The sequence below is a fragment of the Rhodococcus aetherivorans genome, assembly GCF_011058165.1.
GTDB classification, from domain to species: domain Bacteria; phylum Actinomycetota; class Actinomycetes; order Mycobacteriales; family Mycobacteriaceae; genus Rhodococcus; species Rhodococcus aetherivorans.
On sequence record NZ_JAALEG010000002.1, the window covers coordinates 14,545 to 34,767 of the forward strand.

Below are 20,223 nucleotides of genomic sequence, written 5' to 3' on the forward strand. Positions count from 1 at the left end.
GCTCTACCCGGCCGAGCATCCGGCCGACCCCTCTCGAGTTCCAGGAGTAGAGCGCTGACTGCCTCGCGTGACCAGCTGCCGCCGACTGCGCCGGCACGGGTCGTCGTCCTCGCCTCGGGCACCGGAAGCCTGCTGCGGTCGCTGATCGACGCGACGCACACGGACGGGTACCCCGCCCGGATCGTCGCCGTCGGAGTGGACCGCGAGTGCGCCGCCGAGGGGCATGCCGAGGCCGCCGGCATCCCGCATCTCCGCGTCGTGCTGCGTGAGCACCCGGACCGCGCCGCGTGGGACCGCGCCCTCACCGACGCCGTCGCCGCGCACGAGCCGGACCTGGTGGTCTCCGCCGGTTTCATGAAGATCCTGGGGCCGACCTTCCTGCACCGGTTCGGCGGCCGCATCGTCAACACCCACCCTGCGCTGCTGCCGGCGTTCCCCGGCGCGCACGCAGTCCCCGACGCCCTCTCCTACGGGGTGAAGGTCACCGGGTCGACCGTGCATCTGGTCGATGCCGGTGTCGATACCGGCCCCATCCTGGCGCAGGAACCCGTGCCGGTCCTCGACGACGACGACGAGGCCACCCTGCACGAACGCATCAAGGTTGTGGAGCGACGGTTGCTGGCCGACGTGGTCGCCGCCGTCGCCACCCGTGGAGTTGTATCCGATGGACGAAAGGCCGTGATCCCCAGTGACCGAACGTAAGGCTGTGCGACGTGCACTCGTCAGCGTCTACGACAAGACCGGTTTGGTCGAACTGGCGACGGGTCTGCACGAGGCGGGTGTCGCGCTGGTCTCCACCGGCTCCACGGCCGCGACCATCGCCGGCGCCGGCATCCCCGTCACCAAGGTGGAGGACCTGACCGGCTTCCCCGAGTGCCTCGAGGGCCGGGTCAAGACGCTGCACCCGCGAGTGCACGCCGGCATCCTCGCCGACACGCGCAAGCAGGACCACCTCGACCAGCTCGCCGAGCTCGGTGTCGAGGCGTTCGAGTTGGTCGTGGTGAACCTGTACCCGTTCACGCAGACCGTCGCCTCGGGGGCCACCCCCGACGAGTGCGTCGAGCAGATCGACATCGGCGGCCCGTCCATGGTGCGTGCCGCCGCGAAGAACCATCCGTCGGTCGCCGTCGTCGTCGACCCGGCCCGGTACGACGACGTGCTCGACGCCGTCAAGGCGGGCGGCTTCACCCTGCCGCAGCGCAAAGCCCTTGCCGCCCAGGCGTTCCAGCACACCGCCGCCTACGACGTGGCGGTGGCGAGCTGGATGAACGCCGGTTATGCCGTCCCGGAGGCGGACGCCGCCGAGCAGTTCCCGGCCTGGGCCGGTGCGACGTGGCAGCGTGCGGCCGTGCTGCGGTACGGCGAGAACCCGCACCAGGCGGCGGCGCTGTACGTGAACGAGGCCGGCGAGCCGGGCCTGGCCCGCGCCGAGCAGTTCCACGGCAAGGAGATGTCCTACAACAACTACCAGGACGCCGACGCGGCCTGGCGCGCCGCGCACGACCACGACCGGCCGTGCGTCGCGATCATCAAGCACGCCAACCCGTGCGGCATCGCGGTGGCCGACACCGTCGCCGAGGCGCACCGCAAGGCGCACGAGTGCGATCCGGTGAGCGCGTTCGGCGGCGTGATCGCCGTCAACCGCGAGGTGAGCGTGGCGATGGCCGAACAGGTCGCCGAGATCTTCACCGAGGTGATCATCGCCCCGGCGTACGCGGCCGGCGCGGTCGAGGTGCTCAGCCGCAAGAAGAACATCCGCATCCTGCGGGCCGACTCGCCGCAGGCGGCGCAGATCGAGCTGCGTCAGATCTCCGGCGGCATGCTGCTGCAGGAGCGCGACACCCTCACGGCGCCGGGTGATTCGGCCGGGAACTGGGAGCTGGCCTGCGGCGAGGCCGCCGACGCCGAGACCCTCGCGGATCTCGAGTTCGCCTGGCGCGCCTGCCGGGCCGTGAAGTCCAACGCGATCCTGCTCGCTGCGGGCGGCGCCACCGTCGGCGTCGGCATGGGCCAGGTCAACCGCGTGGACTCCGCCCGGCTCGCGGTCTCACGCGCCGGGGACCGTGTCACCGGATCCGTCGCCGCATCGGACGCGTTCTTCCCGTTCGCGGACGGCCTGCAGGTGCTCACCGAGGCCGGCGTCAAGGCCATCGTGCAGCCGGGTGGTTCGGTGCGCGACAACGAGGTGATCGAGGCCGCTCGCGAGGCCGGCGTGACCCTGTACCTCACCGGCGCACGGCACTTCGCGCACTGAGCGCCGCCCGGCCGCCCGCGCCGTCAGGCCGCGTGCGGGTGGCCGGTCGCCGGGCGGGTCACGGTCCGCGGCGCGGCGTCGCGGGCGTCGGAGATGACCAGCCGGGCGGCACCGCGGTCGAGCAGTTCGCGGATGAGGTCCGCAGCGGCCGCGGCCTGTTCGGTGCCGACGTGGCTCAGGTCGATCGTGATCGCGTGACCGGTGAGATCGTCGGGCAGGTCCTTGGGGACGGCGCCGGTGGCGCCGAGTCGCAGTTTCATCGTGTTCTCCTCTTACTGGACAAGATCGGTACGGGATAAAGAAAGGCACCCGAGGCGATGTGCCCGGGTGCCCGAGAAGGAGTCTTTCGAGTCGTCGACTCATTCCCGGGGTTGCCACTTGGCGAAGTGGAAGTACGCGTAGGTGTGTCGGCACCAGGTGGGTACGGCAATGCGCATCGACTTCGCCGCGATGACCTTGTCGTCTCGCATCGGACCGTACCTTTCTCGTGTGTTCCTACGGGTTAACCGGACACCATACCCGAGTAACGCGAATCTGACATCTCTTGTTTTCCGCCCATCTCGGGCGGCGGGTCAGAGCTTGGCGAGCCACGCCTCGAAACCGCGGGTGAACTCGTCCGAGAAGGGCAGATCGGCGATGTAGTCGGCGCCGGTGGACTGCTGGTCGCCGATGTCCTTGAGCACGTGGTTGGCCCGGTGCAGGCGCAGCGAGGTCAGGCTCGTGTGCACGAGTGCCGAGTCGAGGGCGTCGACGTCCTCGACCCGCACCTGGATGTCCTTCGCGGAGACGCTGGTGAGTACCGGCAGCGCCCCGTCGAGCTGGGCCGCGAGCATCCGCGGATCGAGGGCGTCCTCCTCGGCGAGGGCCTTTGCGTTGGCCGAGACCAGTCCGGCGTTGCGGAGCGGCTCGGGCAGGGTGTCGCTGAGGGTGCCGTCGGCCCGCAGCGATTCGACGGCGTCCGCGAGGGCGAGACGCAGTTCGTCGGCCACCTGGATCGGGAGCTGACCGGCGTCGACGACGGCGTCGAGCTGGGCGTCGATCTGGGCGGTGAGCAGGTCCAGCAGCCGCACCGCCAGCGGCTCGAGCAGGGCGATGCCCGCGACGGGCGCGCCGGCGTGGGCGAGGGAGAGGGCGATGAGCGCGCCCTCGCTGTGCCCGACGACGTAGAGTCGCTCGGCGTCGACGCCCGGCTGTCCGGCGAGGAACCGCAGGCCGTCGGTGGCGGCGTCGATGAAGGTGGAGAATCCGAGGTCGGCGACGTCGGAGACGTCGTACGGACCGAGGCCGGTGACGCCACTGCCGAGCTTGTCGTAGCGCAGGCTGGCGAAGCCGTTGCGTTCGAGCACGTCGGCGAGGTGACGCAGGGTGCCGATCGGGCCGGGCAGCAGCGCGCTGTCGCCGTTGCGGTCGGTGGGACCGCTGCCGGCGAGCAGCAGCACGGCCGGGACGTCCCCGTCGCCCGCGGCGGGCACGCGCAGGCTGCCGTGCAGGGTCACGTCGCCGCTGGAGAAGGAGATGTCGGTGTCCGCCATGGCGTCGTGTCTATCAGAACCGGTCAGCCTGTCCGCAGGCGGCTCAGCCCTCGGTACCCGCGGTGGACGGCCCACGCGAAGCCGGCGAGCAGGGGCACCACGAGCAGCGGGACGACGAGCGCGATCAACGACGTGACGAAGGAGAGCAGGTCGTCGAGCAGTGACAGCGCCGGGTTGCCGAGTCCCGCGGTCGTGACCGTGCTCGCCGCGCGGGTGCCGGTCTGCACCGTGCTCACCGCCATCGCGGTCGGGGCGCCGACGACGATGCCGGCGAGGGCCGCCATCGCCGGGTCGAGATCGGCGAACGCGGCCCAGGCGGCGAGCGCGCCGGCGACGGGCCGCACGACGGTGGCGACGGCCGAGAGGACGTTGTCGACGAGGGGGACCAGGTCGGCGCCGATCTCGACGACGGTGGCGATCGCCAGGGCGGCGAGCGCGCCCGTCGACCCGACCCACTGCATCGACTCGTTGAGCGCGATCCCGAACAGGCCGAAGTGCACCGCGGTGCCGAGCATCAGCAGCGGGAGAAAGGTGCGCAGGCCGGTGGCGGCGGCCAGTCCGAGGCCCAGCAGTGCCGCGAGGAGCCAGGTGTCCATGGCGGGAGTGTAGGGATCGCCGCCGACATCGGGTACCGAACCGGGCCGGGCAGGCGCTCCCGCGCGGCGTTCCCGCCGCGGCGACGCGCCGCGGCTGCAGGTGCCGAAATCACCGAACGCTCGTACCTTGGGAGGGGTGACGTCACCCACAGTCAGGCCGTCCACCCTCGGCGAGCTGCGCGCCTCGGGCCATGTGCACCGCTCCGTCAAGGACGAGATCCGGCAGAACCTGCTCGCCGCCCTGCGCGACGGCATCGACCCGTGGCCGGGCATCGTCGGATTCGACGACACCGTCGTTCCGCAACTCGAACGCGCCCTCCTCGCGGGCCACGACGTGGTGCTGCTGGGCGAACGCGGTCAGGGCAAGACCCGGTTGCTGCGCACCCTGCCCCTGCTGCTCGACGAGTGGACACCGGTGATCGCCGGCTCCGAGCTCGGGGAGCATCCCTACGACCCGATCACCCCCGCCTCGATCCGCCGCGCCGCGGAGCTCGGCGACGACCTGCCCGTCGCCTGGCGGCACCGCAGCGAGCGCTACGCCGAGAAGCTCGCCACCCCCGACACCTCCGTCGCCGACCTGGTCGGCGACGTCGACCCCGTCAAGGTCGCCGAGGGCCGCAGCCTCGGCGACCCCGAGACCATCCACTTCGGTCTCGTACCCCGCGCCCACCGCGGCATCGTCGCCGTCAACGAGCTGCCCGACCTCGCCGAGCGCATCCAGGTCTCGCTGCTCAACGTGATGGAGGAGCGCGACATCCAGGTGCGGGGGTACACGCTGCGGCTCCCGCTCGACGTCCTGCTCGTCGCCAGCGCCAACCCGGAGGACTACACCAACCGGGGCCGGATCATCACCCCGCTCAAGGACCGGTTCGGCGCCGAGATCCGTACCCACTACCCGACGCAGCTCGACGACGAGATCGCCGTCATCGAGCAGGAGGCGCAGCTGCAGTCGCGGGTCCCGGACTTCCTGCTCGAGATCCTGGCCCGCTTCACCCGCCTGCTGCGCGAATCCACGTCGGTGGACCAGCGTTCCGGCGTGTCCGCGCGCTTCGCCGTCGCCGGTGCCGAGACCGTCGCGGCCGCCGCGATGCGTCGCGGGGCCGTGCTCGGCGAGGCCGACCCCGTCGCACGGCCCGTCGACCTCGGCACCGTCGTGGAGGTGCTGCGCGGCAAGGTCGAGTTCGAATCCGGCGAGGAGGGACGGGAATTCGAGGTGCTCGACCATCTGCTCCGGCGGGCCACGGCGGACGCCGCCCGAACCCGGCTGGCCGGGGTGGACCTCGGTCCGCTCGTCGCGGCCGTCGAGCAGGGCCGGCCGGTGGTGACCGGCGACCGGATCACCGCCAAGGCGCTGCTCGACGAGCTGCCCGACCTGCCCGTCCTCGACGTCGTCGCCGAACGGCTCGGCGCGGACGGCATCGGAACCCGGGCTGCCGCCGTCGAACTCGCCCTCGAGGGCCTCTATCTGGCGCGGCGCATCGCCAAGCACGCCGACGACGACGGTGCCGCGGTGTACTCCTGATGAGCCGGGGCGCGAGGTACGGACCTTACGACGGCGGCGACCCGCTCGCCCCGCCGGTGGATCTGCGTGAGGCCCTCGCCGCCATCGGCGAGGACGTGCTGTCCGGCAGTTCGCCGCGACGGGCGCTGCGGGAGCTGCTGCGCCGCGGGCACGGGTCCATGCGCGGCCTGGACCGGCTTGCCGCGCAGGCGAATCGGCGTCGCAGGGACCTGCTGGACCGCACGAATCTCGACGGCACGCTGCGTGAGGTGCGCGAGCTGCTCGACCGGGCCGTGCTCGAGGAGCGCAAGGCGCTCGCGCGCGCTCTCGACGACGAGGCCCGGTTCGCGGAGATGCGGATCGAGGAACTGCCCGCCTCCGCCGCCCAGGCCGTGCAGGAACTCGCCGACTACGACTGGCGCAGTTCGCAAGCCCGGGAGGACTACGAGAAGATCCGCGATCTGCTGGGGCGGGAGATGCTCGACCAGCGGTTCGCCGGGATGAAGCAGGCCCTCGAAGGCGCGACCGACGAGGACCGCGAACGTGTGAACCGGATGCTCGAGGATCTGAACGATCTGCTGGACAAGCATTCCCGCGGGGAGGACACCCAGGAGGACTTCGAGCAGTTCATGGCCGAGCACGGCGACTTCTTCCCGGAGAACCCCCGCAACGTGGAGGAACTGCTCGACTCGCTCGCCCAGCGCGCCGCGGCGGCGCAGCGACTGCGCAACTCGCTCAGCCAGGAACAGCGGGACGAGCTCGACGCTCTCGCCCAGCAGGCGTTCGGCTCGCCGAGCCTGATGTCGCAGCTCGACCGCCTCGACTCGCACCTGCGCGCCGCCCGTCCCGGCGAGGACTGGACCGGGTCGGAGCGGTTCCGCGGCGACCAGGGCATGGGCCTCGGCGAAGCGACCGGGGCGCTGCAGGAGGTTGCCGAACTCGACGCGCTCGCCGAGCAGCTCTCCCAGCAGTACGCCGGGGCCTCCCTCGACGACATCGACCTCGACGCGCTGGCTCGCCAGCTCGGCGACGAGGCCGCGGCCGACGCGCGCATGCTCGCCCAGCTCGAGAAGGAACTGCAACGGCAGGGGCTCTTCGACCGCGGCGCCGACGGGCAGTGGCGACTGTCGCCCAAGGCGATGCGCGAACTCGGCCGGACCGCGCTGCGCGACGTCATGGACCAGCTGTCCACCCGCGGCGGGCAGCGCGAGACCCGCCGTGCGGGGGCGACGGGCGAGCCCACCGGGGCGTCGCGTCCGTGGGAGTTCGGAGACACCGAGCCGTGGGACGTCGTGCGCACCCTCACCAACGCCACCCTGCGCGCTCCCGCGCGAATCCCGGTGCGGATGGACGTCACCGACGTCGAGGTCGTCGAGACCGAGCAGCGCACCCAGGCCGCCGTGGCACTGCTGGTGGACACCTCGTTCTCGATGGTGATGGACGGTCGATGGGTGCCGATGAAGCGCACGGCACTGGCCCTCAACCACCTGGTCTCGACCCGGTTCCGCGGTGACGCGCTGCAGCTGATCGCGTTCGGCCGGCACGCTCGGGTCGTCACCGCCACCGAACTCGCCGGGCTGGACGGGGTCTACGAGCAGGGCACCAACCTGCATCATGCGCTGATGCTGGCCGGCCGGCACCTGCGCCGGCATTCCAACGCCCAGCCGGTGGTGCTGGTGGTCACCGACGGCGAACCCACCGCGCACCTCGAGGCGGACGGCTACGCGGCGTTCGACTATCCACCCAGCGCCCGCACCCTGGGGATGACGGTCCGCGAATTCGATCATCTCGCCCGCGCCGGTGCGCACGTGACGATCTTCCGGCTCGGCGACGATCCCGGGCTGGCACGGATCGTCGACCGTATGGCCCGCCGGGTCGGTGGGCGGGTCGTCGCGCCCGACGTCGACGGACTCGGCGCCGCCGTCGTCGGTGACTACGTGCGGCTGCGCCGGCGGTGACTATGCGCGGCTGCGCCGCCGGTGACTATGCGCGGCTGCGCCGCCGGTGACTATGCGCGGCTGCGCCGCCGCTGACGCGGCCGTGCGCGGTTCCGGTAGTGGGAGCTACCGAAAGCGCGCACGGGTGGCGTCTACCTGCGCAGCGCCCGCCACGTGCTCACCGCGGCAGCCGACAGCAGTCCCGCGGTTACCAGGAACACCGAGGCGGTGCCGGCGACCCCGGCGATCGCGCCGGCTGCCAACGGCACCGACACTTGGCCGAGACGGTTGCCGGTGAGGCGTACCGCCAGCGCCGACGCCCGGTCCGCCGGTGCCACCAGTTCGACCACCCACGTCATGGTCAGCGGCTGCCCGAAACCCCAGAAGGCGCCGCAGAGCGCCAGGAGCGCGCCCAGCGCCCACGGGTTGGGCAGAAACGGTAGGGCCGCGACGGGCAGCGCAGTGCACGCCGTCGCCGACAGCAGCAGACGTCGCCGCGGGATCGTCCGCAGCGCCCACGGCAGCACCGCGCGCGAGACGATCGACGCGACGGTGCGGGCGGTGAGCAGAGCCGACACGAGCAGCACCCCGAATCCGAACTCCTCACCGAGCAGCGGCAGGTACGCGACGACGATGTCCACGGACGCCAGCACCACGAGGCTCGAGAACATCGCGGGCTTCATCCCGCGCGTGCGCAGCATCGACAGCACCGACTGCGGGGGCGCGTCGTCCGGGGTGCGTCCGGAACCGGGTGGTTCGCGCAAGCCGACGACGAACGGCAGGGCCATCGCGGCCAGAACCGTCATCACGAGCAGCGCCGGCGTGGTCTCGACGGTCTCGCCGTTGCTCGCCGCAGCGATCACGCCGGCGAGCGGCACCCCGATCGCCTGACCGACCGACACCCCGAGGGTGATGCCCGCGAAGCCGCGATCGAGCTCGCCCGGCGGCGACAGGATCGACACGAACGCCTGCCCCGACACCGTCACCAGGAGCTGACCGAGACCCAGGACGGCGTTGCCGAGACCGAGCACCAGCAGGTCCGGGCTGAGGGCGATGATCAGCGCACCGGCCACCGACACGACCACCCCGGCCCGGAGGATTCCGGCCGCGTGCCGGCGGTCGACGGCCCGGCCGAGTGGCACCGCGAGCACCAGCGGAACGAGGGCGAACAGGGCCGTCACCACGCCGATCACGGCCGCGTCGCCGCCGAGGGCGAGAACGCGGTAGGAGACGAGGACGCGCACCGACTGGAACGTCGCGTGCAGCAGCGCCGTCGCCGTGCACAGGAGCAGCAGCCAGTGCCGGGGGGTGCGGGCCATCGATCAGCCGGCCGTCACGATCCGGTCGGCGAGCGGCGCCCGCAGCGTCAGTTCGAGCACACCGGTGACGGCGATCATGATGCACGCCCGGTCCACCGCCTCGGGCAGCGTGCCGCCGCGCAGCGCCACCGTCACGGAGGTGCCGGACTCGGTGACGGTGGCGTCGACCCCGAAACACTCGGGTGTGCCGGTCTCGAAGTGGACGGCGATGCGGTCGCCGCCGACGCGGGTCCACGACTGTATCGGGATCGGGTGCGGGTCGACGAGATCGTCGCGGGCCGTGAAGACCGTTGCCCCCTCCGGCGTCGGCGCCTCGGGCAGGGCGGGGACGCCGGCGCCGCCCGGACCGCACGCGACGGCCAGGACGCAGCAGGCGGCGAGCAGCAGCAATCGCATGGGTCTCAACCTAGCCGTGCCCGTCATGCCAGCAGCGCGGCGACGACGCCGATCGCGGGTATCGAGGCGAGCGTGGTGACCAGCGCGGCGTCGCGGGCGAGCACCATGCCGCGGCCGTAGCGGCTGGCGTAGACGAACACGTTCTGTGCGGTCGGCAGCGTCGCCACCACGACGATCGCGAAGAGCTCGTGCCCGTCGAGGCCCATCAGGTGGCGGGCCATGACGTAGGCGAGGACGGGCTGCACCACGATCTTGAGTACCGAGGCGAGCGCGACGTCGCGGCGTGGGCTCGTGCCCTTTTCGAGCACCCGCACGCCCTGGAGCGACAGGCCGAACGCGAGCAGGGCACCCGGCACCGAGGCGCCCCCGAGGAGGTGGAACGGCTGCATCAGCGCGGTGGGCAGCGTCCAGCCGGCGACGGCGACGGTGAGCCCGGCCGCACCGGCCAGCACGATGGGGTTCTTGAACGGGGCGGTGATCGTCTCCATCCGGGACGCCCCGGCGCGCATCGTGGACAGGTCCAGCATCGTCAACGCGATGGGGGAGAACAGCACGATCTGGAACAGCAGCAGCGGCGCGACGAAGGAGGCGTCGCCGAGGACGAACACCGCGATCGGGATGCCGAGGTTGGCGGAGTTGACGTAGGAGGCGGCGAGCGCGCCGATCGTCAGTTCCGGCAGGGGTCGGCGCAGCCACAGCTTCGCGACGACGAGGTAGAGCGCGGCGACGGCGAACGCCGTGGCCGCGGCGACGTACAGGGTGGGGGAGAAGATCACCGACAGGTCGGAGGTGGCCAGCGAGTCGAACAGCAGCGCGGGAGTGGCGACGAAGAACACCATCCGGCTGAGCACAAACTGTCCCTCGGGTCCGAGCGTGCCGGTGCGGCCGAGCGCGAATCCGATCGCGATGATCACGAAGATGACGCTGAATCCCGCGATCACGCCCGACACCGACCGTCACAACCCTTCGTCACCACCCGACACTCAGGCGCTGCACGCCAGGCCGAGAACCTTACCGGCGGTAACGGCACCGCGGCTCACCGGGCGTGCCGGGCAGCAGGAACGATGCGGGTGGGAGCCCGGCCGGACATCGCGGGCGAAAGTCTGCGATGCTGAAAAAATGCCGACCGACCCGATTGTTTACCCTCCGGCCAACGTCATCGCGCTGGCTCAGCATCCGCGCTACCAGCACGCCGACTGGACGATCTCGGAGCGGCTGGTGCGACGGCAGGAACTGGTCCTGCAGCATCTCGGCGTGTGCGGCGACGACGGTTCCTGAGGGGCTCCGGGCCCGGCGCACCTCGCCGCCGTGCTCCGGGGCGGACTCAGGGCGTCACCGTGGCGACGAACGTCATCCGGTCCCCGCGGTAGAGCGACCGCCGCTGCTCGATCGGCGCGTCGTGCTGATCGTAGGAAACGCGGTTGAGCAGGAGCATGGGCGTGCGGATGTCGGCGTCGAGGAGTGCCGCCTCGCGGGCGTCGGGCAGGGTGGTCTCGATGTACTCGACCGCGCGCGCGAAGGTGATCCCGCGCGCGCGGATCGCCGCGTACAGCGACGACGTGGAGTCGAAGCTGTCGACGAGTCCCGGATAGCGATCGGCGGGCAGGCGCGTCCGTTCGAGTCCGACGCGGACGCCGTCGGTGAGCAGGACGCGTTCGAGTTCGAGGACGGGGTCGCCGACGGCGATCGCGAGTACCTCGGCGAGGTCGGGGTCGGCGGCGAGGTCGGTCCAGCCGACGAGAATGCGTCCCGCGCTGCGGCCCTCCGCGAGGGCGGCCTCGGTGTAGGAGCCGATGATCAGCGGTTGCAGGATCTTGGGCTTCGCGACGACGGTGCCCCGGCCGCGGCGTTCGATGCGGCCGTCGACGAGGAGTTCGCGCAGCGCCTGGCGCACGGTCTCCCGGGCCACGTCGAACCGGGTGGCGAGGTCGCGCTCGGAAGGCACCGGGTCGCCGACGGAGAGCTCGTCGAGCAGGGCGTCGACCTGATGCCGCACGATCTGGTGCTTGGGGACCCGGGCCTCGCGAGCGGTTGCTGTCACGCTCGAAGCGTACCGGATTTTGGTCTATACCAATTGTTCACCGCGCGTTCGCCTGCCGTCCCCTCATTGGTCTAGACCATCGCTCAGGCTCGGGGCCATGCGAATCCTGATCATCGGCGGCGGCATTCTGGGCACCGCCCACGCCGACGCCGCCGTCCGCCGCGGACACGACGTCGTTCACCTCGAACGCGAACCGGAGGCCCGGGGCGCCACCGTCCGCAACTTCGGCCTCGTGTGGGTCTCCGGGCGTACCGAGGGCGAACTGGCTGCCACCCTGCGCTCCCGCGAGTTGTGGGCCGACCTCGGCGCCCGCGTCCCCGGCATCGGTTTCCGGGCGAACGGATCGATCACCCTTCTTCGCACCGACGCCGAGGTGGCCGTCGCCCGGGAGGCCGCGGACCGCGCCGACGCGCGTGACCGGGGCTTCACCCTGCTCGAGCCCGAGGCGGTCCGGCGGCTCAATCCCGCCCTGCGCGGCAAGTTCGTCGCCGGTCTGCACTGCAGCACCGACGCCGCCGTCGAATCCCGCGTCGCCCTGCCCGCGATCCGGTGGCACCTCGCCACCTCCGGGCGGTATCGATTCCGGCCGGAGACCGAGGCGCGCACCGTGACCCGCACCGCCCACGGCACCGTGCAGGTGCGCGACGACCACGGCACCGTCCACGAGGCCGACCTCGTGCTCGTGTGCCCCGGAGCGACCCTGTCCGGTCTCGCCCGCGAACTCGGCGGCGACCTGCCCCTGCGCCGCGTGCGATTGCAGATGATGCAGACCGCGCCGCTGGGGGAGAAGCTCACCACGTCCGTCGCCGACGGCGACAGCCTGCGCTACTACCCGGGATTCGCCGGGGCCGCGCTGGAGGAGCTGAAGGCGCGCGAACCGCAGGCGCTCACCGCCGAGCGGCACCGCATGCAGCTGCTGTGCGTGCAGCGCCTGGACGGCGGGCTCACTCTCGGCGACACCCACGAGTACGACGAACCGTTCGCCTTCGACGTCGACGAGGCCCCGTACGAGCACCTCGTCACCGTCGCGGAGGACCTGCTCGGACGCCGGCTCCCGCCGGTGATGCGGCGCTGGGCCGGGGTCTACAGCCAGTGCCTCGATCCCACCGAACTCGTCCACCGTGCCCGCGTCGACGACGACATCTGGATCATCGCCGGGCCGGGCGGCCGCGGCATGACCCTCGGCCCCTACCTCGGCGAGCGGACCGCCGATCTCCTCGAGCTCTGAACATCCTCTCCCGCAACGATTCCGGAGTAGCAATGACTGTCATCCGACTGGCCGTGCTCGACATGGCCGGCACCACCGTCGCCGACGGCGGCCTCGTCCTCCGCGCCTTCGACGCGGCCGCCACCAGCGTCGGACTGCCCGCCGACGGGCCCGAACGCGACGCCGCCCGGGGCTACGTCCTCGACACGATGGGCCGGTCCAAGATCGTCGTCTTCCGGTCCCTGTTCGGCTCCGAGGAACGGGCCCGCGCCGCGAACGCCGCCTTCGAGCGGGCCTACGACGAATTCGTCGACGCCGGCGAGGTCGAGCCGATCCCCGGGGCCGCCGAGGCGATCACCCGGTTGCGCGACGCCGGCCTCGCCGTGGCCCTCACCACCGGCTTCAGCCGCGCCACCCAGGACCGGCTGCTCGCCGCCCTCGGCTGGGAGGACCTCGCCGATCTCACCCTCGCGCCGTCCGACGCCGTTCGCGGCCGGCCGTACCCCGACCTGGTGCTCACCGCGCTGCTGCGCGCCGAGATCGACGACGTTCGCGAGGTCGCCGTGGTCGGCGACACCGTGGGCGACATGCTCTCCGGCCGCCGCGCCGGTGCCTCCGTCGTCGCCGGCACCCGCACCGGCGCCCACGACGAACAGGCGCTGCGCGACGCCGGGGCCACCCACATCGTCGATTCCGTCGCCGACCTGCCCGATCTGCTCCTGCAGTCCTGACAGACACCCCGACCCCGAGGACTTCCCGACATGCACTGCTCCAGCCGAACGGTCGCGGCGACCGCGCTCGCGACCGGCCTCGCTCTCGCCCTCACCGCCTGCGGCGGCTCCGATCCCGACGCCGTCAACGCCCAGGGCTTCCCCGAGAAGCTCACCCTGGCCGCGATTCCCGCCGAGAACTCGGCGGACCTGCAGGCCGGTTACGACCCGCTCATCGCGCTCCTCGAGCGCGAGACCGGCGCCGATGTCGAGTTCGTGCAGGCCTCCGACTACGCCGGCGTGGTCGAGGGCATCATCGCCGACAACGTCGACCTCGCCTTCTTCGGCCCGTTCGCCTACGTCGTGGCCGGCGTCAACGGCGCCGATGTCAGCCCGCTCGGCGCCGTCGTCCAGGCCGCCGGCGGCGAGCCGGGTTACCGGTCCTACGGCCTCACCCGCTCCGACAACACCGAGATCGACGGCATCGACGACTTCGCCGGCAAGGACGTGTGCTTCGTGGACCCGGGATCCACGTCCGGATTCCTCTACCCCTCCGCGGGACTCATCGAGGCCGGCGTCGTCGAATCCGGCACCGAGCAGGCCGTCGCCGCCGGTGTGAACCCGATCTACGCGGGCGGCCACGACGCCTCGGCCCTCGCGATCGCCGCCGGCGACTGCGATGCCGGATTCGCCTTCGACACCATGGTCGACGAGACCATGATCGCCAGCGGCGACCTGAAGGAAGGCGAACTGAAGAAGGTCTGGGAGTCCGAGACGATCGCCGGCTCGCTGTTCGTGGCGAGCAACTCGCTCGGTGCCGACACCGTCGACCGGCTCCGCACGATCTTCGTCGACAAGGCCAACGCCGATCACATGCGCGCCGCGGGACTGTGCGACGGCGAGTGCCGCATCACCGACGAACGGGCGTGGGGCGTCGTCGCCGCGACCGACGCCGACTACGAGGGCGTGCGCGAGGTGTGTGCCCTGACCGAGTCCGACAAGTGCAAGGGCTGAGTTGAACAGCGATCACACCGTCGCGGGCGACGAAGACCTCACCGTCGCGGGCGACGAAGACCTCACCGTCGCGGGCGACGAAGACCTCACCGTCGCGGGCGACGAAGACCTCACCGTCGCGGGCGACGAAGACCTCACCGTCGCGGGCGACGACGTCGTCGTCTCCGCCCGTCGCGTCACGAAGAAGTTCGGCGACACCGTGGCTCTCGACGGTGTCGACCTCGAGGTGCACCGCAGCGAACTCGTCGTGCTGCTGGGCCTGTCCGGCTCCGGCAAGTCGACGCTGCTGCGCTGCCTCAACGGTCTGCACAGCGTCACCGAAGGGGCCGTGGAGGTGGCCGGCACCCGCGTCGATCTGGCGTCCCGCGCCGAGCTGCGCATGCTGCGGCGGGAGGTCGGGTTCGTCTTCCAGCACTTCAACCTCGTCGGCCGGCTCAGCTGCCTCGAGAACGTCCTCGTCGGCGGGCTCGGGCGCCTGCGCCTGCCCCGCTACGGCGCCGCGACGTACCCGAAGCGGATGCGCACCGAGGCCCTCGACCACCTCGACCGCGTGGGGCTGGCCGACCTCGCGGATCGTCGCGCCGACACCCTCTCCGGTGGGCAGCAGCAACGGGTCGCGATCGCGCGGACGCTGATGCAGCGTCCCACCGTCCTGCTCGCCGACGAACCGGTCGCGTCCCTCGACCCCGAGAACGCCGGGGTGGTGATGGACCTGCTCTTCCGTGTGTGCATGGAGGACAAGCTCACCGTCGTGTGCACCCTGCACCAGGTGGACCTCGCGCTGGGCTGGGCCCACCGGATCGTCGGCCTGCGCGGCGGACGGAAGGTGCTCGACCGGCCGGCCGTGGAGCTGAGCAGGGGTGAGGCCATGGACATCTACCGGCGGGTCGACCCGGCCGCCCGGCCGGCCTCGGCGCCGACGGGACCGTCGTGAGCACCGCCCTCGCGCCGTCGCCGCCCGACCGTGTCGGGCGGCGCCTGCCGCGGCCGGCCGTCCGCCGCCGGCGTCTGCTGGGAACGTGCGCGGCTGTCGCGCTCCTCGTCGTCCTGGTCTCCGCCCGCTACATCGACTTCGCCCCCGCGGCACTGCTCGACGGGCTCGACGACGTCGCCGGCCTGCTCGGCCGCATGTTTCCACCCACCCTCGACGATCCGGGCCGGATCTGGAAACTCGCCCTCGACACGCTGCTGATGGCGGTGCTCGGGACGGTGCTCGCGACCGTCGCGTCGGTGCCGCTGGCCTTCCTGGCCGCCCGCAACACCACCCCGCACCCCGCCGTGTACACGGTGGCGCGCGCGGTGATCACCTTCTGCCGGGCGGTGCCGGACCTGCTGTTCGCGGTGCTGTTCGTCCGCGCCCTCGGCATCGGTGTCCTGCCCGGCGTGCTCGCGCTCGCGCTGCATTCCATCGGCATGCTCGGCAAGCTGTTCGCCGACGCCGTCGAGCAGACCGATCCCGGACCACGGGAGGCGGTACGCAGCACGGGTGCCGGCTATGTCCGCGAGATGCTCAATGCCGTGGTGCCCCAGGTGGTTCCGTCCTGGATGGGTACCTTCGTCTACCGCATCGACATCAACCTGCGCACCTCCGTCGTGCTCGGTTTCGTCGGCGCCGGCGGCATCGGGTTCGCGCTCCAGGACGCCCTGCGCGGACTGGTGTATCCGCGGGCGTTGGGCATCGTGTGCGTGATCCTCGCGATCATCGCCGCGATGGAGGTGCTCGCGGTCGTCGTCCGGCGGGTTCTGCTGGCACCCTCCGTTCCGGATCCGCGCCGGGAAAGAGCCGCGCGACTCATCTTCTCCGGCACGGTCGCCGCCGCCACGATCGGTGCACTGATCAGCCTGCGTATCGACCCGCGTGCGCTGGTCACGTGGATCGGTCCGTCACTCGAGGTGTTCACCCGGCTGCTCCCGCCGGACTTCACCGCCGTCGGCGGCAGGCTGCTCGACGCCGTCCTGCAAACCTTCGCGATCGGTGCGGTCGCCACGGCCGCCGGGATCGTGCTCTCCCTGCCGTTCGGGATACTCGCCGCCCGCAACGTGTCCCCGAACTCGGCTGTGTATTGGTCGGCTCGCTCGGTGATCCTGTTCGTCCGCGCGGTGCCCGAGCTGATCCTCGCGGTGATCTTCGTCGCCGCGATCGGCCTCGGTCCCGTCGCGGGGGCGTGCGCACTCGCTCTCGGATCCGTGGGATTCCTCGGCAAACTCGTGGCGGACGCCGTCGAGGAGATCGATCCCGGGCCGGTCGAGGCGGTGCGGGCCGTCGGCGGGGGCTGGTGGAAGACGTTGTTCGCGGCGGTGATTCCGCAGGCGGTGCCGTCCGTCATCGGCTCGAGCCTCTACCTGCTCGACGTCAACATTCGCACCTCGACGGTGCTCGGCATCGTCGGCGCCGGCGGCGTCGGCTTCCTGCTGTTCGAGGCGATCCGCACCCTGAACTTCGAGTTCGCCGGAGCGATCGTGATCATCGTGTTCGCCGTCGTCTACCTGATCGAAAGGATGTCGGGATGGATCCGGTCGCTGGTGGTCTGACGCGCGCGGCCGTGTGGACCGGCGACGGCGTCGACGTGCTCGACGTCCCCGTCCCGCGGCTCGGTGACGGGGAACTGCTGGTGCGTGTCCGGCTCGCAACCGTGTGCGGCAGCGACCTGCACACCGTCGCCGGACGGCGGCCCGGGCCGCGGCCGTCGGTGCTGGGGCACGAAGCCGTCGGTGACGTCGTCGCGGCCGGTCCCGGTGCCGGGACCGTCGTCGGCGCGCGCGTCGTGTGGACTGTCACGGCCTCGTGCGGCGCGTGCGACAGGTGCGTGTCCGGGCGGACCGCCAAGTGCCGGGCCGTGCGCAAGGTGGGGCACGAACCGTTCGACGGCGACTGGGCGTTGTCGGGCGGCTACGCCCACCACATCGTGCTGCCGGCCGGGGTGGGCGTGGTCCGGGTGCCGGACTCGGTGCCGGACGTCGTCGCGGCCCCGGCGGCATGTGCGACGGCGACGGCGGTCGCCGCTGTCGAGGCGGCCGGTGACGTCGCCGGACGGCGGGTGCTGGTGTGCGGCGCCGGCCTGCTCGGGGTCACCGCGATCGCGCTGTGCGCGGCGGCCGGTGCCGATGTGCGCGTCGCCGACCCGGATGCGGAACGGATCGCGGTGGCCGAGCGGTTCGGGGCCCTCGGCGACGAGGGCGGCCCCGTCGACGTCGCGCTCGACTTCTCGGGATCCGTCGCGGCGGTGGGGGAGTGCCTGCGCCGGCTCGACGTCGGGGGCCGCCTCGTGCTGGCCGGGTCCGTGACGCCGGGCCCTTCGGTGCCCCTCGACCCCGAGGCCGTCGTGCGGGGGTGGCTCACCGTCACCGGAGTCCACAACTACGAGCCCGCCCACCTCCGTCGTGCCGTGGCGTTCCTGACCCGCACGGCCGGTACCTACCCGTGGGACGAACTCGTCGCCGAACCGGTCCGGCTGGACGATCTCGCGGACGCCCTGCGTCGGCCCGCCGCGCCCGCCCTGCGCGCGTCCGTCGCCCCGTGAGCGCGCACTTCTCGTGACGACACGCCGTGACTCAGCGCGAATTGTGCGCACTCGGCGGTCGGACGGGAGCGCCTGCCGCTCGAAGCCGCATCCGCACGCGCTCCACGACCGATGCGGGGCGCAGGCGCAGTTGTTCGGAGTTGACGCGGACCACGGACCAGCCCAGCGCCGCGAATGCCTCGTATCGTTCGATGTCCTTGGTGCGCTGTCGCTCGTCCGTCCAGTGATGGATGCCGTCGTACTCGACGAGGGTGCGCCATTGCTTCCAGCCCAGGTCGGCCCACCCGAGGACGCGTCCGTCCACGCCGGCGACCGGGACCTGGGTGCTGGGGCGGGGTAGGCCGCCACGCACGAGAAGCAGCCGTACCCGCGTCTCCGGGAGCGACTCGGCTCCGGGGTCGACCAGTGGGAGCGCCTGCCTCAGCCGCCGCACGCCGCGGGCGCCGCTGTGCCGATCGGCCAGTTCGGCGACATGCGCAGGGTCCAAGCGGGTGGCACGGCACAGCGCGTCGAGCTGTTCGACCGCGGTATCCAGGACGAGACGACGACCGAGATCGAACGCGGTCCGGGCCGAAGACGTCACCCGCATGTCTGCCAGCGTGCACACTTCGTCGTCGAGGATCGTCTCGGCGTGCACGACGACCCCGTCCGTACCCCGGCGGCTACCGCGTCGGATCAGTTCGGCGGGCGCGGTCGCGTCGATCCATCGGCTGCCGAACAGGGCAGCGGCCGAGTAGCCGGCCAGCACGCCGTCGCCTCCCGCCCAGAGCCATGCGGCCCGTGCGCGGCCGTACGGTGTGACGGCCGCGTCCCGGTGGATGTACACGTCCCGGTGTACGCGCCGGAATCGCCGAAGTTGGTGCGGCGTGAGAAGGCCCGCCCGTACGGCCTGCGTCCCCAGGAACGGTTCGTCGAATTCCCCCATGATCGCCGAGGATGCCCGGTGACCGTGCGGGAGGGAACCGCGGTCGCGACGGCCTGTGGACAACTCGCGCGAGTGTGCACATCTCGGGACGACACACCGTGAGCCAGCGCGAATTGTGCACACTCGACGGTCCACAGATACGACGAGGGCCGCGCGGGCACGTGCCCGCGCGACCCTCGTCGCGAGTGGAGCTCTACTTGCTGGTGGTGGTGAAGGGCAGCAGCGCCATCTCGCGGGCGTTCTTGACCGCGACGGCGACCTGCCGCTGCTGCTGCGGGGTCAGGCCGGTCACGCGACGGCTGCGGATCTTGCCGCGATCGGAGATGAACGTGCGGAGCAGGTTCACGTCCTTGTAGTCGACGTACTCGATCTTCGCCGCGAACAGCGGGTTCTTCTTGGGCTTGCGGCCTTCCACGGCACGCGACTTCTTCGACGGGCCCCTCTTGACTGCCATGACTCGCTCCTCACCAGCTCGACTTGTGGACGCCGGGCAGCTCGCCGCGGTGCGCGAGTTCCCTCACGCGCACGCGTGAGAGCCCGAACTTCCGCAGGTGGCCGCGCGGACGTCCATCCGCAGCGTCTCGATTGCGCAATCGTACCGGACTGGCGTCGCGCGGCAGACGCTGCAGGGCCGTCCGGGCGGCGAGGCGTTCCGCGTCGGTGCTCGACGGGCGCCGCACGATCTCCTTCAGTTCCGCGCGACGTGCGGCGTAGCGGGCGACGACGAGCTTGCGCTGCTCGTTGCGGGCGATCTTCGATTTCTTGGCCATGGCCTACTTTTCCTCGCGGAAGTCGATGTGGCGGCGCAGCACGGGATCGTATTTGCGCAGGACCAGCCGGTCGGGATCGTTGCGCCGGTTCTTGCGGGTGACGTAGGTGTACCCGGTGCCGCCGGTGGAGCGCAGCTTGACGATGGGTCGGATCTCGTTGCGGGCCACTAGAGCTTTTCTCCTCGGGCGCGGAGGCGGGCGACGACGGCTTCGATGCCGTCGCGGTCGATGGTCTTGATGCCCTTGGCGGAGAGCGTCAGGGTGACCCGGCGTCCCTCGGAGGGCAGGTAGTAGGTCTTGCGCTGGATGTTCGGGTCCCAGCGGCGATTGCTGCGGACGTGCGAATGGGAGACGGATTTCCCGAAGCCGGGCTTGCGTCCGGTCACCTGGCAGTGCGCCGACACGGCGGGCTCCCTTCTGTCGGCGCCCCGAGGGCGTAACGACAATCGTTTTCGACAAATGGCCCGAGCGACTGTACGCTCCCTTCGAGCTAATGACAA

23 protein-coding genes are annotated in these 20,223 nt (G+C 71.6%); 11 read left to right on the top strand and 12 right to left on the bottom strand.

Annotation, left to right across the window (positions count from 1 at the left end):
* Nucleotides 1-54 precede the first annotated feature (54 nt).
* Nucleotides 55-702, top strand: coding sequence for a phosphoribosylglycinamide formyltransferase (gene purN, locus G6039_RS00890; protein ID WP_080688460.1), 648 nt, complete (start codon nt 55-57; stop codon nt 700-702).
* A complete protein-coding gene (gene purH / locus G6039_RS00895) occupies nt 689-2,254 on the top strand; it encodes a bifunctional phosphoribosylaminoimidazolecarboxamide formyltransferase/IMP cyclohydrolase (protein WP_029542004.1) in 1,566 nt (521 codons plus the stop codon). The genes purN and purH overlap by 14 nt, the downstream gene beginning before the upstream one ends.
* A gap of 23 nt (nt 2,255-2,277) precedes the next feature.
* Here purH and G6039_RS00900 read toward each other — a convergent pair whose 3' ends face one another.
* The 3 genes from G6039_RS00900 to G6039_RS00910 all read right to left on the bottom strand — a co-directional run bounded on the left by G6039_RS00900 (nt 2,278) and on the right by G6039_RS00910 (nt 4,382).
* The gene (locus tag G6039_RS00900) at nt 2,278-2,514 is read right to left on the bottom strand and encodes a hypothetical protein (protein WP_006945013.1); all 237 of its coding nucleotides are present in this window, start codon (nt 2,512-2,514) and stop codon (nt 2,278-2,280) included.
* A 312-nt stretch (nt 2,515-2,826) separates the two neighbouring features.
* Nucleotides 2,827-3,786 carry an alpha/beta hydrolase family protein gene (locus G6039_RS00905; RefSeq protein WP_006945011.1) on the bottom strand — a complete coding sequence of 320 codons (960 nt, stop codon included), beginning with the start codon at nt 3,784-3,786 and terminating at the stop codon, nt 2,827-2,829.
* A gap of 23 nt (nt 3,787-3,809) precedes the next feature.
* Complete coding sequence (locus G6039_RS00910) at nt 3,810-4,382, bottom strand: DUF4126 domain-containing protein (RefSeq protein ID WP_029542006.1); 573 nt, start codon at nt 4,380-4,382, stop codon at nt 3,810-3,812.
* 136 nt (nt 4,383-4,518) lie between these two features.
* Here G6039_RS00910 and G6039_RS00915 point away from each other — a divergent pair, with 136 nt between their 5' ends.
* Together G6039_RS00915 and G6039_RS00920 are read left to right on the top strand one after the other, a co-directional pair.
* Entirely contained in the window at nt 4,519-5,904 is a 1,386-nt protein-coding gene (locus G6039_RS00915) for a sigma 54-interacting transcriptional regulator (protein WP_029542008.1), read from the top strand.
* The gene (locus G6039_RS00920) at nt 5,904-7,841 is read left to right on the top strand and encodes a vWA domain-containing protein (protein WP_043797702.1); all 1,938 of its coding nucleotides are present in this window, start codon (nt 5,904-5,906) and stop codon (nt 7,839-7,841) included. Before G6039_RS00915 ends, G6039_RS00920 begins: the two co-directional genes overlap by 1 nt.
* A 131-nt stretch (nt 7,842-7,972) precedes the next feature.
* Here the strand turns inward: G6039_RS00920 and G6039_RS00925 are convergent, their stop codons facing one another.
* Genes G6039_RS00925 through G6039_RS00935 form a run of 3 tightly spaced genes read right to left on the bottom strand, consistent with a single transcriptional unit; the run spans nt 7,973 to nt 10,485 of the window.
* On the bottom strand, nt 7,973-9,139 hold the full coding sequence (locus G6039_RS00925) for an MFS transporter (RefSeq protein WP_029542013.1): 1,167 nt from the start codon (nt 9,137-9,139) through the stop codon (nt 7,973-7,975).
* A gap of 3 nt (nt 9,140-9,142) precedes the next feature.
* On the bottom strand, nt 9,143-9,535 hold the full coding sequence (locus G6039_RS00930) for a hypothetical protein (RefSeq protein WP_029542015.1): 393 nt from the start codon (nt 9,533-9,535) through the stop codon (nt 9,143-9,145).
* Between the two features lie 23 nt (nt 9,536-9,558).
* Nucleotides 9,559-10,485: an AEC family transporter gene (locus tag G6039_RS00935; protein WP_006945002.1), complete on the bottom strand. Its 927-nt coding sequence runs from the start codon at nt 10,483-10,485 to the stop codon at nt 9,559-9,561.
* Between G6039_RS00935 and G6039_RS00940 the strand changes: the two genes are divergently transcribed.
* Nucleotides 10,454-10,813 (top strand): hypothetical protein, encoded by a 360-nt coding sequence (locus G6039_RS00940; protein ID WP_152103971.1) that lies wholly within the window; start codon nt 10,454-10,456, stop codon nt 10,811-10,813. The two genes, G6039_RS00935 and G6039_RS00940, sit on opposite strands and share 32 nt — an antisense overlap.
* 46 nt (nt 10,814-10,859) lie before the next feature.
* Here G6039_RS00940 and G6039_RS00945 read toward each other — a convergent pair whose 3' ends face one another.
* Nucleotides 10,860-11,576, bottom strand: a complete 717-nt coding sequence (locus G6039_RS00945) for a GntR family transcriptional regulator (protein WP_006945000.1) — start codon at nt 11,574-11,576, stop codon at nt 10,860-10,862.
* A gap of 97 nt (nt 11,577-11,673) precedes the next feature.
* Here G6039_RS00945 and G6039_RS00950 point away from each other — a divergent pair, with 97 nt between their 5' ends.
* From G6039_RS00950 to G6039_RS00975, 6 genes are read left to right on the top strand one after another with little or no spacing between them, the layout of a single operon-like run.
* Complete coding sequence (locus G6039_RS00950; protein ID WP_006944999.1) at nt 11,674-12,804, top strand: TIGR03364 family FAD-dependent oxidoreductase; 1,131 nt, start codon at nt 11,674-11,676, stop codon at nt 12,802-12,804.
* A gap of 32 nt (nt 12,805-12,836) precedes the next feature.
* The gene (locus G6039_RS00955) at nt 12,837-13,514 is read left to right on the top strand and encodes a phosphonatase-like hydrolase (RefSeq protein WP_029542018.1); all 678 of its coding nucleotides are present in this window, start codon (nt 12,837-12,839) and stop codon (nt 13,512-13,514) included.
* 30 nt (nt 13,515-13,544) lie between these two features.
* Nucleotides 13,545-14,507, top strand: a complete 963-nt coding sequence (locus G6039_RS00960; protein WP_006944992.1) for a phosphate/phosphite/phosphonate ABC transporter substrate-binding protein — start codon at nt 13,545-13,547, stop codon at nt 14,505-14,507.
* 1 nt (nt 14,508) lies between these two features.
* Nucleotides 14,509-15,441 carry a phosphonate ABC transporter ATP-binding protein gene (gene phnC / locus G6039_RS00965; RefSeq protein ID WP_029542021.1) on the top strand — a complete coding sequence of 311 codons (933 nt, stop codon included), beginning with the start codon at nt 14,509-14,511 and terminating at the stop codon, nt 15,439-15,441.
* Nucleotides 15,438-17,039, top strand: a complete 1,602-nt coding sequence (gene phnE, locus G6039_RS00970) for a phosphonate ABC transporter, permease protein PhnE (RefSeq protein WP_029542023.1) — start codon at nt 15,438-15,440, stop codon at nt 17,037-17,039. The genes phnC and phnE overlap by 4 nt, the downstream gene beginning before the upstream one ends.
* Nucleotides 17,015-18,028 (top strand): zinc-binding dehydrogenase, encoded by a 1,014-nt coding sequence (locus G6039_RS00975; protein WP_029542027.1) that lies wholly within the window; start codon nt 17,015-17,017, stop codon nt 18,026-18,028. Before phnE ends, G6039_RS00975 begins: the two co-directional genes overlap by 25 nt.
* Before the next feature lie 31 nt (nt 18,029-18,059).
* Here G6039_RS00975 and G6039_RS00980 read toward each other — a convergent pair whose 3' ends face one another.
* From G6039_RS00980 to rpmB, 5 genes are all read right to left on the bottom strand, one after another.
* Nucleotides 18,060-18,953 carry a DUF559 domain-containing protein gene (locus G6039_RS00980; protein ID WP_029542030.1) on the bottom strand — a complete coding sequence of 298 codons (894 nt, stop codon included), beginning with the start codon at nt 18,951-18,953 and terminating at the stop codon, nt 18,060-18,062.
* A gap of 193 nt (nt 18,954-19,146) precedes the next feature.
* Nucleotides 19,147-19,407, bottom strand: a complete 261-nt coding sequence (gene rpsR / locus G6039_RS00985; protein WP_006944985.1) for a 30S ribosomal protein S18 — start codon at nt 19,405-19,407, stop codon at nt 19,147-19,149.
* 10 nt (nt 19,408-19,417) lie between these two features.
* Nucleotides 19,418-19,723, bottom strand: coding sequence for a 30S ribosomal protein S14 (gene rpsN / locus G6039_RS00990; protein ID WP_006944984.1), 306 nt, complete (start codon nt 19,721-19,723; stop codon nt 19,418-19,420).
* A 3-nt stretch (nt 19,724-19,726) separates the two neighbouring features.
* The gene (gene rpmG, locus G6039_RS00995; RefSeq protein ID WP_003937781.1) at nt 19,727-19,891 is read right to left on the bottom strand and encodes a 50S ribosomal protein L33; all 165 of its coding nucleotides are present in this window, start codon (nt 19,889-19,891) and stop codon (nt 19,727-19,729) included.
* Nucleotides 19,891-20,127: a 50S ribosomal protein L28 gene (rpmB, locus tag G6039_RS01000; protein ID WP_006944981.1), complete on the bottom strand. Its 237-nt coding sequence runs from the start codon at nt 20,125-20,127 to the stop codon at nt 19,891-19,893. Before rpmB ends, rpmG begins: the two co-directional genes overlap by 1 nt.
* Between the last annotated feature and the right edge of the window lie 96 nt (nt 20,128-20,223).

Excerpts from the sequence above, each read along its gene's own strand:
- G6039_RS00900 (WP_006945013.1), bottom strand. The coding sequence starts at position 2,514 with ATGAAACTGCGACTCGGCGCCACCGGCGCCGTCCCCAAGGACCTGCCC.
- G6039_RS00905 (WP_006945011.1), bottom strand. The coding sequence starts at position 3,786 with ATGGCGGACACCGACATCTCCTTCTCCAGCGGCGACGTGACCCTGCAC.
- G6039_RS00910 (WP_029542006.1), bottom strand. The coding sequence starts at position 4,382 with ATGGACACCTGGCTCCTCGCGGCACTGCTGGGCCTCGGACTGGCCGCC.
- G6039_RS00920 (WP_043797702.1), top strand. The coding sequence starts at position 5,904 with ATGAGCCGGGGCGCGAGGTACGGACCTTACGACGGCGGCGACCCGCTC.
- G6039_RS00925 (WP_029542013.1), bottom strand. The coding sequence starts at position 9,139 with ATGGCCCGCACCCCCCGGCACTGGCTGCTGCTCCTGTGCACGGCGACG.
- G6039_RS00930 (WP_029542015.1), bottom strand. The coding sequence starts at position 9,535 with ATGCGATTGCTGCTGCTCGCCGCCTGCTGCGTCCTGGCCGTCGCGTGC.
- G6039_RS00940 (WP_152103971.1), top strand. The coding sequence starts at position 10,454 with ATGACGCTGAATCCCGCGATCACGCCCGACACCGACCGTCACAACCCT.
- G6039_RS00950 (WP_006944999.1), top strand. The coding sequence starts at position 11,674 with ATGCGAATCCTGATCATCGGCGGCGGCATTCTGGGCACCGCCCACGCC.
- G6039_RS00955 (WP_029542018.1), top strand. The coding sequence starts at position 12,837 with ATGACTGTCATCCGACTGGCCGTGCTCGACATGGCCGGCACCACCGTC.
- G6039_RS00960 (WP_006944992.1), top strand. The coding sequence starts at position 13,545 with ATGCACTGCTCCAGCCGAACGGTCGCGGCGACCGCGCTCGCGACCGGC.
- G6039_RS00975 (WP_029542027.1), top strand. The coding sequence starts at position 17,015 with ATGGATCCGGTCGCTGGTGGTCTGACGCGCGCGGCCGTGTGGACCGGC.
- G6039_RS00980 (WP_029542030.1), bottom strand. The coding sequence starts at position 18,953 with ATGGGGGAATTCGACGAACCGTTCCTGGGGACGCAGGCCGTACGGGCG.
- rpsR (WP_006944985.1), bottom strand. The coding sequence starts at position 19,407 with ATGGCAGTCAAGAGGGGCCCGTCGAAGAAGTCGCGTGCCGTGGAAGGC.
- rpsN (WP_006944984.1), bottom strand. The coding sequence starts at position 19,723 with ATGGCCAAGAAATCGAAGATCGCCCGCAACGAGCAGCGCAAGCTCGTC.